This is a genomic window from Novosphingobium lindaniclasticum LE124 (genome assembly GCF_000445125.1).
In the GTDB taxonomy this organism is placed as follows: Bacteria; Pseudomonadota; Alphaproteobacteria; order Sphingomonadales; family Sphingomonadaceae; genus Novosphingobium; species Novosphingobium lindaniclasticum.
The window spans coordinates 124688-141106 of record NZ_ATHL01000153.1; the positions used below are offsets into that span (position 1 = coordinate 124688).

Annotated in this window: 12 protein-coding genes; 4 read left to right on the top strand and 8 right to left on the bottom strand. The window is 66.7% G+C overall.

Annotated features, from left to right (window positions below):
* Nucleotides 1-3687 carry a PAS domain S-box protein gene (locus tag L284_RS46135; RefSeq protein ID WP_021236236.1) on the bottom strand — a complete coding sequence of 1229 codons (3687 nt, stop codon included), beginning with the start codon at nt 3685-3687 and terminating at the stop codon, nt 1-3.
* Nucleotides 3688-3850: 163 nt separating this feature from the next.
* Nucleotides 3851-4801 (bottom strand): DUF4424 domain-containing protein, encoded by a 951-nt coding sequence (locus L284_RS46140; RefSeq protein WP_021236237.1) that lies wholly within the window; start codon nt 4799-4801, stop codon nt 3851-3853.
* A 145-nt stretch (nt 4802-4946) separates the two neighbouring features.
* On the opposite strand from L284_RS46140, the gene L284_RS46145 reads away from it, so the two are divergent.
* On the top strand, nt 4947-6464 hold the full coding sequence (locus L284_RS46145; RefSeq protein WP_152524789.1) for a hypothetical protein: 1518 nt from the start codon (nt 4947-4949) through the stop codon (nt 6462-6464).
* A complete protein-coding gene (locus L284_RS46150) occupies nt 6461-7540 on the top strand; it encodes an acyltransferase family protein (RefSeq protein WP_021236239.1) in 1080 nt (359 codons plus the stop codon). The genes L284_RS46145 and L284_RS46150 overlap by 4 nt, the downstream gene beginning before the upstream one ends.
* Here the strand turns inward: L284_RS46150 and L284_RS46155 are convergent.
* The 6 genes from L284_RS46155 to L284_RS46180 form a co-directional block, all read right to left on the bottom strand.
* Nucleotides 7504-8514, bottom strand: a complete 1011-nt coding sequence (locus L284_RS46155; RefSeq protein WP_021236240.1) for a Csu type fimbrial protein — start codon at nt 8512-8514, stop codon at nt 7504-7506. The two genes, L284_RS46150 and L284_RS46155, sit on opposite strands and share 37 nt — an antisense overlap.
* Complete coding sequence (locus L284_RS46160) at nt 8502-10874, bottom strand: fimbria/pilus outer membrane usher protein (RefSeq protein ID WP_021236241.1); 2373 nt, start codon at nt 10872-10874, stop codon at nt 8502-8504. The genes L284_RS46155 and L284_RS46160 overlap by 13 nt, the downstream gene beginning before the upstream one ends.
* 115 nt (nt 10875-10989) lie before the next feature.
* Nucleotides 10990-11766: a fimbrial biogenesis chaperone gene (locus L284_RS46165; protein ID WP_021236242.1), complete on the bottom strand. Its 777-nt coding sequence runs from the start codon at nt 11764-11766 to the stop codon at nt 10990-10992.
* A 49-nt stretch (nt 11767-11815) separates the two neighbouring features.
* Complete coding sequence (locus L284_RS46170) at nt 11816-12394, bottom strand: Csu type fimbrial protein (protein WP_021236243.1); 579 nt, start codon at nt 12392-12394, stop codon at nt 11816-11818.
* Nucleotides 12395-12415: 21 nt separating this feature from the next.
* Nucleotides 12416-12958, bottom strand: coding sequence for a Csu type fimbrial protein (locus L284_RS46175; protein WP_021236244.1), 543 nt, complete (start codon nt 12956-12958; stop codon nt 12416-12418).
* Between the two features lie 393 nt (nt 12959-13351).
* The gene (locus L284_RS46180; protein ID WP_021236245.1) at nt 13352-13939 is read right to left on the bottom strand and encodes a flagellar biosynthesis protein FlhF; all 588 of its coding nucleotides are present in this window, start codon (nt 13937-13939) and stop codon (nt 13352-13354) included.
* 242 nt (nt 13940-14181) lie between these two features.
* Between L284_RS46180 and L284_RS46185 the strand changes: the two genes are divergently transcribed.
* Together L284_RS46185 and L284_RS46190 are read left to right on the top strand one after the other, a co-directional pair.
* Nucleotides 14182-15300 carry a methyl-accepting chemotaxis protein gene (locus L284_RS46185; protein WP_021236246.1) on the top strand — a complete coding sequence of 373 codons (1119 nt, stop codon included), beginning with the start codon at nt 14182-14184 and terminating at the stop codon, nt 15298-15300.
* Nucleotides 15301-15411: 111 nt separating this feature from the next.
* Nucleotides 15412-16419, top strand: a 1008-nt coding sequence (locus L284_RS46190; protein WP_021236014.1) for an IS1634 family transposase, incomplete at its 3' end; no start/stop codon positions are given.

Genomic DNA, 16419 nt, shown 5'->3' on the forward strand with positions numbered 1-16419 from the left:
TCAATCCTCGATGCTTTCGCGAATGCGCTTCGCCAGCGCATCCATGGCGAAGGGCTTGGTAATCATGGCCATTCCCGGTTCCAGGAATCCGGCCGCGAGCGCGGCGTTTTCCGCATAGCCGGTCATGAACAGGACTTTCAGGCCGGGGCGAGCGGTTCGGCCGCCGTCGGCGACCTGGCGCCCGTTCAGGCCGGGCAGGCCGATGTCGGTGACCAGCAGGTCTATGCGCTGGTCGGATTGCAGGATTTCCAGGCCGGACGGTCCATCCGCAGCCTCGATCGCCTTGTAGCCGAGATCGTCCAGAACCTCGACGATGAGCCCGCGCACGACCGCCTCGTCCTCCACGACCAGCACGACTTCGCCTTCCACCGCTTCGGGCAAGTGGCCCTGGTGGCCGGTCGCTTCCTCGGTCTCCTCCCGTCCGTAATGACGGGGCAGGAAGATCTTGACGCTCGTGCCGTTGCCTTCCTCGGAATAGATCCGGGCATAGCCTTCCGATTGCCGCGCGAAGCCGTAGATCATCGAGAGGCCCAGGCCCGTTCCCTGGCCCATCGGCTTGGTGGTGAAGAACGGCTCGAAAGCGCGATCGGCCACTTCGCGGCTCATGCCGACGCCGGTATCGCTGATGGCGATGCAGACGTAATGGCCGGGCCTGAGGTCTCGCTTCTGGGCGACGTAATGGTTGTCGAAATGGGCGTTGCAGGTCTCGATCGTCAGCTTGCCTCCGTCCGGCATGGCATCGCGGGCGTTGATGACGAGATTGAGGATCGCGCTTTCCAGTTGGTTGGGATCGCAGCGCGTCTGCCAGAGCCCGCCAGAGAGCACGAATTCCAGGTCGATATGCTCTCCCAGCGTGCGCCGCAGCATGTCCTCCATCGAGGCGATCAGCGGATTGGCGCGAACCGGGCGCGGATCCAGCGGCTGGCGGCGCGAGAAGGCAAGGAGACGGTGCGTCAGCGAGGCGGCGCGATCGGCGGACGCCTTGGCGCCTTGCAGCCAGCGTTCCAGGTCGCCGGTCCGGCCCTGCGCCAGCCGGTTGTGCATCATGTCCAGACTGCCGGTGATGCCTTGCAGCAGATTGTTGAAATCGTGCGCGATGCCTCCGGTCAACTGGCCGACCGCTTCCATCTTCTGGCTCTGCCGCAGCGCGTCCTCAATGGCGCGCTGCTCGGTGACGTCGCGGCCTACCGCGTGGATGCGGCCGCCGTCCGGCACGGCAGTCCAGGCGATGAGGCGGTAGTCTCCGCTGCGCGTGCGGTGCCGGTTCTCGAAGGCGAGCATGGCCGAGTCCGGCGCTTCTGCCTGGGGCATGCCCGATCCGTCCGCCAGTTGCGCCAGCGCCGAAGCGGTCGCCGCGCGGTCTTCGGGGTGGACGAAAGCCGCGATCCGGCGGCCCAGCATCTCGCCCTCGTGCCAGCCGAGCAGCCGCTCGGCGGAAGGATTGACGGCGGTGATCAGGCCAGCGTGGTCGCAGACCAGCATGAGATCCCGGCTGATCGACCATAGCCGATCGCGGTCCTGCGCATAAGCGGCTTCGGCCTGCTTCTGGGCCTCGATCTCGGTATTGGTGCCGATCCAGGCGGTGATCTCGCCCAGTGCGTCGACGAGCGGCATGGCGCGCGACAAGTGCCAGCGATAGCCGCCCTCGGCATCGAGCAGGCGGAATTCGGTTTCGAAGACTTGGCCGCTGCTCACAGAGCGTGCCCACTTCTCCTGGGTCGCCCGGCGGTCCTCAGGGTGAAGCACCGAGGTCCAGCCATCGGCGCCCAGGCTTTCGCGCGTGCGGCCGGTATAGGCGTAGACCCGGTCGTTGAACCAGTCGATCTGGCCGTCGGCGCGCGCCGTCCAGACCTGGTTGGGCATGTTCTGGGCGAGCGTACTGAACTGCGCCTCGCTCTTTTCGAGCGCGCGCTGGATGCGACGGCGATCGGTGACGTCCTGGACGACGCCGATCATGCGCGCGGGGCGGCCTTCCGCATCGTACTCGAATTCGGCCTTGCGGGCGATCACCCGCTCTTCCCCGTTATCGGCGCGGTGAATGCGATACTCCACGTCGAGCTGAGCATCGCCCTGTTCGCGGCGGCCCCAGGTCGAGATCAGGAACTGGTCTTCGGGAACGACGAGCTGCTCGATCAGCTCGGTGGCCGGCGCTCCGCCCGGCTGGCTGGCCGGATCGATGCCGAAGATTCCCCAGAACGCCTCCGTGCCGGTGATACGGTTGACGGCGATGTCGATCGAGAACAAGCCGACGCCGCCGGCGCGCTGCGCCCGGCGAAGGCGTTCCTCGCTCTGGTACAGAGCCTCCTGCGCGCGGTGCTCGGGCGTGCGGTCGCGCATGAGCTTGACGAAGCCGATCGCCTCCCCCGTCGGATCGCGCAGGGGCGTCATTTCGCTGAGACCCCAGAACTGTTCGCCAGACTTGCGCAAGTGCCAGCGGGCATCGTGCGCGCGTCCGGTCTCCAGCGCCTCTCGCCGCTTGGCGGCGGGCCGGCCCAGGGCACGGTCATCCTCGGTGAAGAACGTGGCCATCGGCTGGCCGATCATCTCTTCCTCGCTCCATCCCAGCATGGCGGCGGCGCCGGCGTTCCACAGGGTGATGCGGCCTTCCCGGTCGGTGGCGACGATGCCGTAGTCTATGGCGCTGTCCAAGATCTGACGGTTGAACGCCTCGCGCTCACGAAGCTGACCTTCCGCGCCGACTCGCTGGACATGAGCCCAAGACCGTTCAGTGACTTCGCGGATCACGCCAAGCTCGTACTCGCTCCAGTCATGCGGCTTGCTGTCGTGGATGGCCATGAGTGCGATCAGGCGCCCCTGCTTCACCAGCGGCATGCAGATCGTGGCGGCGATACCGATATCCTGGAACGTCTTAGCCTCGCTGGGCGCCAGTTCGCGGCTGTTGTCGGCGATGATCAGCGGCCGCCCGGCATTGAGGTCGCAGACCGCACGCACGCCGAACTGTGCCAGGCTGTAGTGGCCGACGATGGAGGGAGACCCGGGCGCATTCCAGTCGCCGCGAATGGTGAAGCCGTCGCCGTCTTCGTCCATGTCGGCATAAGCGCAGTTGGACATGCCCAGGTGCTGGGCGGTCATGCGGGTGGTGATCGCCAGGATCTGGTCGGCATCCCGGCTGTCGCGAACGGCTCGGCCGAGATCGTCGAGGAAGCGCAGCCGGTTCTCGCTTTCTTCCAGGGCCCGGCGCGCGGCATGAGCCTCGGTAGTTTCCACCACGACGGCGATCACCCCGGCCGGGCGCCCGTCGTCGCCAGGGACGGGGGAATAGTCGAGGTTGAGCCACACCTGTTCAGGCTGACCGTCGCGGTGCAGCGTCAGCATGTAGTCGCGGTAGCTCAGCGTTCCTCCGGCGAGGCCGACCTTCATGACATTGTCGTTGAAGTCCGCCACCTCCTCCCAGCCGCTGCGGACATCCGATCCGAGCAGGCGGCTGTCGCGGGCGCCAGCGAAGCGGGAATAAGCGTCATTGTAGATCATGACGCCGCTCTCGCCCCAAAGGAGCACCAGCGGCACCGGGGAGGGCAACATGAAGGCCACGGTCTGCTTCAGGCTGGTCTCCCACTTGGCGATGGGGCCGAGTGGGGTGGCGTCCCAGTCATGCGTGGCGATACGACGCGCGAGATCTCCGCCGTGGGACAGGAACCCTTCGGCCTGATACGCGCCCTGAATCATCGTCCCCACCTCCTGTGCGCCACCCGCTGGCGCGCGACCCTATAACCCCATACCGCTCATCATCTGGCTAACACCGGACACGGCAGATCGCGGCGGATTGCAGAACACCCCAAGCCGCTGCAAGTTCCCGGCGCGATGGAATTTCTCCGCAAGCGCGAAGCGGTTATTTCCCGCTGCGCCGTTCAAGGAACAGGATCGAAAGATCGCGCTCCGGTCGCCAGTTGGTTCTGGTCATTTCGAAGCGGGTCGGCGCGATCTTGCGGACGCCTTCGCCGCAGAAGCTGACGAGATCCTCGGGCCGTTCCTTGTCGATGACGAGGCGGAACTTGCCGATCGGCTTCTTCCAGTTGCCGGCGGTAACCAGGATGTAGTCCAGCCAGCCCTCCGAATAGATCACCTGCTTCGCCTCGGCCCGGCGCAGGGCGGCCAGAAGGGCGGAATCCACGCAGTAGGTTTGCACGGTATCGGCGTCGGGATCGCTGCCGAGCAGAGTGCTCACCGTGCCGCCGACCGAAGGCTTGTAGCGGTGCTCCACCAGGACCGGCACGCCGGCCGGGAAGCGTTGGAGCCAGTGATAGGTCGTCTCCAGCGTCCAGTTCGGATAGCCGTCGGCATCCACGAGGCCTAGCCGTTTCGCTTCTGCAAGTGCAGCCGGCGCCAGGTTTTCGAGTGCTTCCTGCGCGGGGCCGAGGTGCGGCGCAAGCGGAACCCCGTGCGCGCGCAGCCAGGCCGTGCGCTCGGCTTGGCCGACCATGGCCTTCTGCGCGACTTCCATCTTCACCGGCTTGCCGTCCACACGGGTTTCGAAGCCGAGGAAGTTGTCGGGAGAGTCGAGCGGGATGGCGATATCCATCTCGAAGAACGCCCGCCCGCCCACGGCGGGGAGCGGGAAGGCCACGCGGCTGACCACGTCCTTCCCGCTGGTGTTGACGAAAGTATAGCGCACTTGCACCGCCGAGCGGGATATCTCGAGATCCTCCGTCCGCATCTCGATCGCGTCGCTCCTCGTCAGCACCAGTCCGCCGGCGGCGAGTTGCGCCGAGGAATCGTTGGCGCGCGAGGGGTCGGGCAGGCCGGCCACAAGGGCGAGGGTCAGGAGGACAAGTCTGCGCATGCCGCATGGTAGCGTAGGAAGCGCCCGTCCTTCAACAATTTGCCCGGTATGAGCGCGCGTCAGAGTTAACGCTTCGTTTGCCGGAATATACTACTGGAGGCATGCGGCGCCGGGTGGGGGGACCGCAGGTTTGCGGAGCTAGTCCTTGGCGCGTTGGTCAGTTCGGATACCGGTTTTCGCCGCGATGTCGCTGCTGGGCTGCGCGCTGGTCTGGGCCTGCCTGCATCGCGGCCCGTGGTACGACGAGTTCTATAGCCAGTTCGTCACTCGTCCCGGGGTGCCTTGGGGAACGGCGCTGCGCGAAAGCTGGCTGGCGGACAACCATCCGCCGCTCTACTACATCCTGGCGCGCGCCACCGCGTGGCTGGGCTCGATAGCGGAGCATCGGCTGCTCAACCTGGCGCTGGGCGCGGCCGCGCTGGTGGGAGCGCTGGCGATCGTGCGAGATGTGCCGCGCCTTGCGCCTGCCGCGTCCCTGCTGGCGCTGGAGCTGGCGGCCAATCCCTGGACGCTGATCACCGGCAGCGAACTGCGCTCCTACTTCCTGTCGCTCTGCGCGGGCGCGGTGTTCGCCCTGGGCCTTTGCGCCGTCCGGGTTGCGGGCGAGGGCGGGGGACGGGGGCGCCCGGCGGCCTTCTGGATCGCTGCAATCCTGGCCTTCAACACCCACATCATCACCTCCCTGACATGCGCCGCGCTGGCCCTGCCGTTCCTGCTCGAGGCTGGGTTCCGGCGGAACTGGCGCGAGGTCCGGGCGATCGGAGTACCCGTGATGGTGAGCGGGACCGTCTTCACGGCCGTTACCGCCATCCAGCTTCCGATCTGGTTATCCAACACGGCCGTGTTCTGGATCGCGCCCGGTTTTGATTCCGCGCGCTGGTCCGTCGAATGGGCCGTTCTGCGGACCATCGAGAGCAATCCGGTTGTACTGGCTGCTGCCCTTGTCGGCGCGGTGCTGCTGGTGCGCGATCTCGCGATCTCGAAGAAGCTCAGCGGCGAAGCATGGGCATTGGTTCTGCTGGCCGGGGGCGTCGTCGTTGCCGCGACCGGGCTCGTGGGCTTGCACCTGCTGCAACCAATCCTGATCGAGAAGTACCTCATGGCCTTGATCGCCGCCGTCTGCTTCGGCATGGCGCTGGCGGGTGGGCGGCTGCTGGAAAGCCTGGACTTGCGCTTGCGCGTTCTTGTCCTGGGGGTGGGCGCGCTCGCAACCGCCTGGGCGCTGGCCCTGAATTTGCCGCTGGCGGTCGAGCGCGTCGGATGGCAGACCACCGGCCGCGCCATCGCGCGGGAAGTCGCGCATTGCCCCGGCACCGTGGTCCATACCGACCCGTTCTGGAATGCCGAAGTCATGGCGATGATGCCGCGCGACAATGCGCAAGTGGTGCCGTTTGCCTATCGCTACGTGGCCCGGTCGTTCGGCTTCGCGATAGCGCCCGCAGGCTCTCGCGAGATGGCCGCGCATTGCCCTACCGTGTTCTGGGGCGAACACGACAGCCGGCGGAAATTCGATCGTCAAACCGTGACCGCGCATCTGCGCCGTGAGGGGTTCGACATCGAGGCGATGGACTTCCGGCGTCTCGGCGACGGCTGGATCGCGATAGTGCCCCCGTCCCCGCCACCTTCCGCGCTCCTGGTCCAAACCGCCGAGATGGCACCATGACCCCCTTGCACGAAAAGCCTCGCCCGCGCCGGCTGCTGAGCATACAGGCGTTGCGCGGACTGGCCGCGCTGGCAGTGGTGGCCTATCATGCCGCGCGCCATCTCGGCAAAGCGGTGGATGCTTCGGCGCTGACCCGCTTCACGCAGCCGGGGCATGCCGGGGTCGACCTGTTCTTCGTCCTTTCCGGTTTCATCATCCTCCACGTCCATCGGGGCGACATCGGCAGGCCGAACAGGCTCGGGCGCTATGCCTGGCAGCGCTTCGTGCGGCTCATGCCGATCTACTGGATAGCGCTGGCAGCAACGATCGCGACGATGCTGGTAGGCCATGCGGACGATGTGACGGCCGCGCGCGTCGCGCTGTCGGCCAGCCTGCTGCCGGTGTCCCAGGATCCGCTGCTCGGCGTCGCCTGGACGCTTCAGCACGAGATGCTGTTCTATAGCGCCTTCGCCTTGCTCCTGACCCACCGTGGACTGGGCCTGTCGTGTCTGGCGCTGTGGCTCCTGTGGGGCGCGGCGCAGGCGAGCGGGGCTTTGCCGCCAGCTTTCGACCTTCCCCGTTTCACCAGCCTGTTCAACGTGCAGTTCCTGTTCGGCATGGCGGCGGCGCTCGCCGTCGGGAGCGGCCGGATCCGAAGGGGCGGCCGCCTAGCCGCTTGCGGCGGTCTGCTGCTGCTAGCGGTCGGCGTGCTGGAGGCGAGCGGCTGGATCGACGGATACGCCAGCTTCGCCCGTCTTGCCTATGGCGTGCCTTGCGCCTTGCTCATAACCGGTCTGGCGAGCTGGGAAGGCCGGGCTGAGCGGCAGATCCCCAGGATGATGGTCTTCGTGGGAGAAGCATCCTACAGCCTCTACCTCTTCCACCTGCTGGGCATCGGCATCGCCTGGCAGGTCTGGCTGCGAAGCGGGATCGACGCCGCCGCGCGATTGCCGACCTGCTTCCTGTTCCTCATGGCAGGAGCGCTGGCCTGCGGCTTCGGCTTCCATCTGATCGTCGAGGCGCCCTTGCTGCGATGGCTGCGCTCGCTGCCGCCGGGCCGTCAGAAGGCCACGTCGACGCGGACGGTATCGGCATAGTCGCCTGCGGGCGGCGTGACCTGTCCCGGCAGGATCGCCGCGCGGTAGGTGTAGCCCTGGGACGTGACGGAATCGTATATGCCGGGGTTGCTCTCCGCGGAGGCACTGCTGCGGCGCGCGGTGCCGGTGGCGCCCCAGCGTTCGGTTGAACCGGCGGTCTTGTAGATCTCGTATCGCAGATAGCTGGCGGCTGCTCCCGTGCCAGCGCGCATCCGCCTGACGTTGCCGTCGGCATTGGCGCCGTCGTCCAAGCCGACGGAATAGGCGGCCCCGGCGCTGCAGCGGATCAGGATCGTCCGCGTGATCGGATTGAAGCTGCCGACCAGCGGCGCCGAGCCGAACGTGGCAGCGGGCGCGGTGATCATGCAGTCGTTCTGCACCACCAGCGAGACGGTGATCCGCACCGGGGCGCCGGTGCCCAGGACGGTTGGAGTTCCGGCCAGCGGCCTCGTCAGTCCGGGGCTGTTCGAGTAGCTGAGGCAGGCTACAACGCCTACCGAGCAGACGGAATAGTACCAGCGCAAGTCGAGGAACCCGGTGTAGGTTCCGGCCCGAAGCGCCGGGGTGGCGGTCGTGCGGAAGTAGATCGGAACCGTGTTGCCGGCTCCACCCAGCAGCGTGAGCAAGGGGGTGGAGGACAGATTCTGCAAGGTGTTCAGCGGCAGCTGCGGTCCGTTCTGCGTCAGCGAGGCGACGAACGGTATGGTCTGGCCGCCGGGCCCGGTCAGCTGGAAGGTGGAGGCGTCGACGCGCAGGGCGATATAGTGCGCGGCGAGCAGGGCCAGGGTCACGTCACATTGCAGACCGGCCGAACCGCTGCCCGCCTGCGACGTGCTCGCCACCGTGTAGGAGCTGGCGCTGCCCAGGTTGGTGCTGGCGGCCGAAACCGTGCAGGCCGCCGCCCGCCCAGGCCCCAGAAGCGCGGCGGCGGCGAGCGCGAGGGCGATCGCGAGACGGCGCGTCAGGGGCGGCATGTGAGGCGTCCCAGGTCGAGAATGGCGTCGCTCGGTGCTCCGGCCTCGAACGCGATACGGCAAGGGACGCCTTCGGGCAGCGTGACCACCAGTTCGTTCCGGGACGAGACGTTTTCCAGATAGAGCATGCCGTCCCAGCCGACATAGGTCTTCGCCACAGAGTTCAGCATGACCACGGTGCCCGCCGGCAGCGGCTCTCCCCCGGCATCGACGATCACGGCGCGGGCGGACCTGACCCGCTCGATCGGGAATCGCACGACGTAGCCGCTGCCCGCCGCCACCGCCACGCGTTGGCTGACCCTGTCCGCCTGGACGCTGGGCGGCAGGGAGAGGGTATCGATGTCGTAATGGGCGGGATACCAGGCGCTGGCGGCGGGAACGAGGAGTTGTCCGTTGCGGTCGGTCTCGCCGATTACCTGGTTCTCGTAGCGGACGGGTATGCCCGCCTCGCCATTGGTGCTGACGAGCGCGAAGGCATCGGTCACGCGGTTGGCCGCAAAGAGGCCGCCGTCCATGAAGACCAGTGCTCCGCTGGCGCCGAACCAGCCGGTCATGTCTCTTTGGCCATAGCCCCCGGCCCGCAGTTGGATCGGCTGGGTGCGCCAGGCCAGGTCGCCGCGCAGATAGGGCGTCTGGCCGGAATCGCGATAGACGCTGGCGTTCCAGCCGAACCCGCCGTCCGTGGGTATGGGCCGTGCATAGTCCGCGCGCAGGCCGTTTCGTCCGCGATCGTCGCGGGTCACGCCGCCGCTGACCATGCCGCTGCCAAGCGGAACGGTTAGCGTCAGCGCGCCGGACCAATTGCTTCCGCGCCTTCCGCCGCTCCCCCCCGCGCCGCCGGAAAGCTCGCGCGAAAGGGTGGCATAGAGACGGCTCTCGCCCCACAGCGGCAGAGTCCAAGAGGCATTGGCATAGCGCGCGCGCCGGGTATTCTCCCGGCGCAGGTCGAAATAGCCGAGGCCCAGGGTGCCGCTGCCGCCCAGTGCCACGCTGGCCGTCGCGGCGGTCTGCCGTTCCCAGCCGTCGTCGTCCCACTCCAGCCGGCCGAGGTCGACATAGCCGCTGTCCCGGCGTGTATGGCGCAGGCCGAACGAGAACGTCCGCGCCTGGTATTCGTAGCCAAGGGCCAGCTCGCCGCCGGTGCCCTGCCCGAAACTGCGGCTGTAGGAGGCGTTGACGATGCCAAGGTTGCCGATCCGGGCCACCCCGCCCGCGCCTGCGAGATGCATCTCCCGCGTCGTTTCCGCGCGCAACTCCAGGGTCAGGCCAGCGGTCACGCCCCGGCGCAGATAGGCGCTGGCGGCCGGTGTGCCATAGTCGAAACTGCGCAGCCCGTAGTTCCGGCGCAGGACGCCGCCCGCGAAGGAATAGTCAGTGAATCCTCGGCGCAGGAGCGTGCTGCTGACATAGAACGGAACGGCGGTGACCACGCTGCGGCCGTGCACGTCGGTCACGATCAGGTTCGCCTGCCCGCTCCCGGTAATCGGCGGCAGGGTGTCGAGCGCGAAAGGGCCGGGATTGACGCGGCTTCCGGCGATCCGCTGGCCGTTGACGACGAGATCCACGGTCGAGGGAAGGGCGGCACTGCCCGCGAACTCCGGCAGGGGATAAGTGATGACGTCCGGTCTCACCGAAAAGTCGCGGGAAATCTGCGCACCGCCCAGCCTGACCGCCGGTGCCCACGACAGGGACCTGGTTATGACGTCTCCGGCCTCGATCGTGATCATGCTGCGTTCGTCGGACCAGCGCCAATAGGTGTCGAAGCGCATGTACCCCCCGGCCGAACCGAGGCTTCCGCCGCCCCCCGATCGCAGAGCGCCCGTGGTGGAGAAGACGCCCGCAGGGCCGAAGAAGCGCGCCTCGTGCCAGAGGGAGGCCTGGAAGGGAATGCCGCCCCCGCCAGTGGCATAGGCGTCGTAGTTGAGCAAAGCGCCCATGTCCCGCAAGGCCGGGCGAAAGACGCGGGCACCGTTGCCGATCTTCTGCGCCGGCAGATACTTCGGCAGGACGGTGAGGTGAAGCTGCTGCCGCGCCGCATCATAGTCTGCGACGACGCCGTCGAGGCTGTCGAGAAACAGCCGCTCATCACCGGCCGTCAGGACCATTCCGGCACGGCGCAGGTCCTCGGCGCGGACCTGGAACCGCGATCCCTGCTTGATCACGGGCGCCACCACGCCGCTCCCCATGCCGTTGACGAACAGTTCCAGTTCCAGTCGCTGTTCCGCCGCGAAGTCGGCGCGGTCGGGCGGCGGCGGGAGATCGGTGAAGGCATCAAGGCCGAGATCCGCATAGGCGATCCTGGGCGCGGGCGCCGCCACGAGAGGGGTCGGCGCGAGCAGAACCGCTGCAAATGCGGGCACGGCAGGCAGACCGCCGGATGACGAAATCCATGCTCTCGGGAACCGCGACGGAGCGGCTGCGGACATTCCGGTTCATTCCGGTCTGTTCATCGTTCGCCCGATCCTTGCGCGAGGGTCATTGCGGCAGGCGCTCGATGCGGGCCATCGCCTTTCCGTTGAGTGTCGCCATCAGCTCGCCCCGCGCGTCCACGCCATCGGGCAGCGGCCAGCGCATGGTCGCGCCAGGAAGGACGTAGCCGAACAGGCCTTCGGCAACTTGCGATCGTTTGCCGCTGCTCGAGAAGGCCACGTTGCTGAGACGCGCGTGACTGCCGCTGGCATTGCGGATCTCGATGAAACGCCCACCACTTTCGGACACCTGGCGCCAAGCCAGGGCTGGAGCGTTCTTGTTCATCTCAGCGCTCTTTTCGGCATAGGAAAACAGCGGCAGCGAATAGCGCATGCGGAAAGTCACCGCCGCTCCGGTCGCAGCGGGCGTGTCCGCCGTCGGGATCTGATCGACGATCACGCGGTAGGGCTTCTCCGGTACGCCTGGCGGGGGCACCAAACGCGTAAGCCGTATGAGCTGGCGCTCCCCCGGCGCGATGCTGAGGATCGGCGGGGTGCCCAGGATGTCCTGCTGCGCAGCGTAGACGTTCTCGCCGTTCTGCTGGGCCCAGGCATAGACGCGGACTTGCAGCGTGATCGGCGTCTTGCCAGGATTCTCCAGCCAGAGCGCGGCAGCCGGCTGATCGCCTTCGATCACCGGGCTCACCGGCCAGATCAGCAGCGACCCCGGAGACTGTGCGGAGGCCGGGGGTATGTCGGCGCTCAGCAGGGTGGCGCTCAGCAGGGTGGGCGCCGCGATGCTGAGCAAACGGGAAATGCCATAGAGCGGAGGGCGGTTCTTCATCGGCGGCTCCTTGGCGGGCGACGGCTGGGAAGGGTGAAAGGTGCGATCGTCACCATGTCAGCGTGACCGTCAGCGTATCGGTATACGTGCCCGGCGGCATCGTTCCCGAAGGCGTAAGCGCCGCGTAGATCGGCAGGCGCACGTCCTCGCTGTTCGCGGAAGTGACGCCGGGCGCGTATCCGGTGCCGGCCACGATCGGCAGGGTGCACGCGGCATCGCGGCACAGGGCATAGGGTATGCGCGCCATGGTGGTGCCGTTGCGTTGCAGGTTGCGCTGGCCGGATACGGCGTGCGCACCGCCGTCGATGGTCATCACCAGGTTCACGCCGGGCGTGCAGCGCAGCCGGATCGCCTGGCCGGTCGTGGTCGTGGCCGTCCGCCGCTGGGTGGAGAAAGTGGAGACGGTGCCGAAGTCCAGCGTGCCGATTCTGCCCGCATTGCCGCTGGCGCCCAGTCCGTCCACCAGGCAGCCAGGGCTCACCCGCGCGGTAACGTCGAACAGGATCGAGGTCGCGGCCTCCGCAGGACAGGGCAGCAGCAGGGCTCCGGCGGCGATTCCGGCGACAGGGCGAGCGGAAAAGGCGAGCGGAGACCACCTTCCCGCGCCGGCTGGGCGGTCAGCGAACATGGCAGAGAGGCACGTCTTCCCTTAGAGTTCGAGCACGACGGTGACGATGTCCGCGTAAGAGCCGGGCGTCAGGCCTGCCTCTCCGAAGGCGCGTCCATAGACGTTGACGGTCTGAACCGAACCGTCGCTGGGCAGAACGATGTCGCCGCCGATCGGGATGACAGCGGTGCGGCCGGCATCGCTGTAGAGATTGTAGGTCACGAACTGGCCCGGCGTCGTCTGGTTGACCATGGCGTGAAGGCCGACGCCGGCGCCCGCGCCGTCGTTCTGACCGGCGTTGAACGAGAGCGTGGGTGTGACGCCGTTGCTGCACTGGACGGTGAAGCCGGTGGCGCCGCTCAGCACTTGCGCGTCGACCTGGGTGAACAGGGTGTTCTGTGACCCGAAGGCGAGCGTGCCGAAAGCGACGTTTGCCGCGCCGTCATCGTAGTTCTGGCCGTTGATGATGCACCCGGCTGTCAAAGTGATCGTGGCATTGATGGTGCCGTTGATGTCGGCATGGGCAGGCACGGCGGCCAGAACCCCCAGCGACAGACCGCTTGCGGCGATGACAGTCTTCAACACGTTGGCACCTCTCCTTCCTGCCCAGCCGCTGGTGAAAGGGCTGATCGACGGTGGTGGCTGGCGCGATCGCCATGATCGTACCGAGGCCAGAGCGAATGCATCGCATCCCTCCTGCGGCTTTTCGGCGATCGACCGAAAGCACCACAGGGTCATGCCACTGTAATTGGCGCATAATGACCGGAGTTCCGGCATTGATCATACGAACTACAGCCGAAGCGGTTCGATTCAGCGGAGCGATATTTGGCGGCCTATAAATCGGCAGGTGCAAAAACCGGTCGCCGCTTGGCATTCCCGCAGGATTTACTATCGGCGGTGACCACTCTGTTTAGCGCCGAAGTGAACAGAATTCATCCTTGCGGCCGATGCCGTCAGGTCTGCGCCCGCGCTGTCGGCTCACTCGGATCGGCGCCAGCCGTCCATGGCCGCCTCGAACGTTTGGCGCGCCTTTTCAAGGCGCTTGTCCTGTCTGGCACGGCGTTTGTCGTGGTCGCGGCGCTTTGCGGCGATCTTCTCGGCGATGCGCGCACGCTCGGCTTCGAGGGCGTTGATTTCCTTTGCGAAAGCCTCGTCCAGTCGATCGCGCTCGGCTTCCGCTGCGTCGAGATCCTCCCGGCTGGGCCGAGGTATCACGGGTCGGGGCGGCGCAGGTCGGCTTCGGGCCGAGCGCGCGCGCGGGGCGGGGGCCGTGGATGGTTTCTGCTCATCCGCTTCGGCGGCCCGGCGCCGCGTTCGCTTGAGGGGCGTCTTGGCGGCTTCTGCCAGATGCTGGGATGCGGTGCCCCGTGGCACCCGGATGACCCTGCCGGGATCGGCCAGGGCGGCGGCGGTAAGTTCGGGGTCCATCACCTTCGCGGCCAGGCCCCGCGCGAAAAGGTCCGCATCCGCACCCCAGGCGGCCAACGCCGCCTTCTGGCTGGGCGCGGCGACATAGGCGTCGTGAAAGCCGATCGGCGTGCAAAAAACCTTGAGCCTGGCAGCCATCGTTGAATCTCCGGAAAGATTAGCGCTTTTTCCCGACCATGGTTCCCGCGCGGGGTGATCCGGAATTGCGTCAGGCCTGTTGCAAAGGATGAAAATCGCCCCGCTCGCCCGGTCGGCAGGGCGAGCGTCCTATAACGGGTGCTTGTATCGATTGCACTCGCATCCGGCCCGGCAAGATCAGTTGTCGGGGCGGGCCGCGAGGTGCCTTTCTCTCGTCTCCCCCCAACAAGAGAACCCTGCCCATGGCTGCATTTCGTTCTTTCCTGAAGCGTCAGCAACTCTCCACCAAAGTCACCCTGATGACGGTGGCGGCGCTCGTGCTGCTCTCCGCCGTGCTGTTCGTCGGCACCCGCATCCTCCTCGGGCAGGATGCCCGCGCGCAGGGCGAGGAGCGCCTCGATACCAATATGCGTGTGGCCTGGTCCGTGCTGCAGTCGAGCGGACGGGACTACGCCCTGCGCGGCGGCGTGCTCTATGCGGGCCAGACGCCGCTCAATGGCGACAATGCGGCGGTGGACCGGATAAAGGAGCTTGTCGGCGGCACCGCCACGATCTTCCTGGGCGACCGGCGCGTGGCCACCAATGTCATGAACCCTGACGGCGGGCGAGCGCTGGGCACCAGCCTAGCGGCGGGGCCGGTCAAGGACGCAGTGCTCGGGCGCGGAGAGCCCTATCGCGGCGAGACCGACATCCTGGGTACGCGCTACTTCGCGGCCTACGATCCGATCAAGGATTCCAGCGGCAAGGTGATCGGCATCCTCTTCGTCGGCGTCTCGGCGGAGGATTTCTTCCGCAATGTGGACGATCTGGGCTGGCATGTGCTGCTGCTCGCGGTGGTCGTGGCGGCGATCGCGGCAGCGCTCTGCATGCGCGGCGCGAGGCAGCTTTTCGCGCCGCTGGAAGCCTCCAGCGCGACGATGATGCGCCTGGCGCGCGGCGACAATGACGTGGCGATCGCGGACACCGAAAGGCCCGACGAAATCGGCGGCATCGCGCGTGCGCTGCTGGTCTTTCGCGATGCGGCGATCGCCAAGGACGCGGCCGATCGCGAACAGCGCCAGGTGGTCGAACGCCTGGCCGACAGCCTTGCCCAGCTCTCGGCAGGCGACCTGACTGCCGAGATTTCGCAGGCCTTCCCGGGATCTTATGAGACGCTTCGTATAAACTACAATTCCGCGCTTTCCGGTTTGCGCGGCCTGATCGGGGCGACCGGCGAAAGCACCACGGCGATCAGGGGCAGTTCGTTCGAGATCGCCCAGGCCTCCGAAGACCTCGCCCGCCGCACGGAAGCGAGCGCCGCCAGCCTGGCCCAAGTTGAACAGTGCTGGCAGAACATGCGGGGAACGTCAGGCGTTAAGTAGCTGATTTTGCTGGCAGTGGATTTAGCGGCAAAATGGGGTGTGATAACAACATTTTGCGTGTAACTGGCGGTTTGGTTTCTCTCCACACGTGCAGGTAGTAACAACCTTGCCATGTATGTCGTCGAACGAGTCGCTCGCGGGCACCGCTATCTTTACCTGGTCGAGAGTGTGCGCGAGGGCAAAACCGTCCGTCAGCGCACGATCAAGGCTCTGGGCCGCAAGGATGTGCTGGCCGCGAGTGGTGAACTCGACAGGCTGGCTGCCTCGATTGCCCGCCACGCCGAACGCAGCGTCATTCTGTCCGATATCGATGCAGGCCGGATCGCAGCTCGCAGGATTGGCGGCCCGTTGCTGTTCGGGCGCCTGTGGCAGCGGCTTGGTGTCGATGCGGTACTGGAAGAGGTGCTGGAAGGCCGCCAGTTCGGCTTTGCCGTTGAGCGCGCCGTATTCGTCGCCACACTGCACCGCCTGTTCGTCTCCGGCTCGGACCGAGCCTGCCTGGACTGGATGGAGAGCTACGCCATCGACGGCAGCGAGGATCTTGCCCTCCATCACTTCTATCGCGCCATGGCCTGGCTCGGCGAGGAGATCGAGGAGAAGGCAGAGGGGGGATTGGCACCTCGCTGTGTGAAAGACGTGATCGAGGAGAAGCTGTTCGATCGCCGCCGGGACCTGTTCACCGACCTCAGTCTTGTATTCATGGATACGACGTCGCTCTCGTTCTACGGCGCCGGCGGCGACACGCTGGGACGGCGCGGTCATTCCAAGGACCACCGGCCCGAGCTTGCTCAGCTGATCCTGGCCGTCGTGATCGATGCCCAGGGGCGTCCGATCTGTACCGAGATGGTCCCGGGCAACACGGCCGACGTGAAGGTACTCATGCCCATCGTCACGCGCCTGCGCACCCGCTTCGGCATCACCCGCTCGTGCGTTGTGGCCGATCGCGGCATGATCAGCGCCGATACGATCGCCGCCCTTGAAGAGCTGGGCATGGAATACATCCTGGGTGCGCGAGAGCGCACAAGCAGCGTCATCCGCGAGGTCGTGCTGAACGACACGGCCCCGATGGTGCCCCTGGTTCTCGAGCGGCAGGCAGGAGACACTCAGCTGTGGGTCAAG

Bases quoted from the DNA above. Each gene is read 5' to 3' on its own strand.
- L284_RS46135 (WP_021236236.1), bottom strand. From the start codon at position 3,687: ATGATTCAGGGCGCGTATCAGGCCGAAGGGTTCCTGTCCCACGGCGGA.
- L284_RS46140 (WP_021236237.1), bottom strand. From the start codon at position 4,801: ATGCGCAGACTTGTCCTCCTGACCCTCGCCCTTGTGGCCGGCCTGCCC.
- L284_RS46150 (WP_021236239.1), top strand. From the start codon at position 6,461: ATGACCCCCTTGCACGAAAAGCCTCGCCCGCGCCGGCTGCTGAGCATA.
- L284_RS46155 (WP_021236240.1), bottom strand. From the start codon at position 8,514: ATGCCGCCCCTGACGCGCCGTCTCGCGATCGCCCTCGCGCTCGCCGCC.
- L284_RS46165 (WP_021236242.1), bottom strand. From the start codon at position 11,766: ATGAAGAACCGCCCTCCGCTCTATGGCATTTCCCGTTTGCTCAGCATC.
- L284_RS46170 (WP_021236243.1), bottom strand. From the start codon at position 12,394: ATGTTCGCTGACCGCCCAGCCGGCGCGGGAAGGTGGTCTCCGCTCGCC.
- L284_RS46180 (WP_021236245.1), bottom strand. From the start codon at position 13,939: ATGGCTGCCAGGCTCAAGGTTTTTTGCACGCCGATCGGCTTTCACGAC.
- L284_RS46185 (WP_021236246.1), top strand. From the start codon at position 14,182: ATGGCTGCATTTCGTTCTTTCCTGAAGCGTCAGCAACTCTCCACCAAA.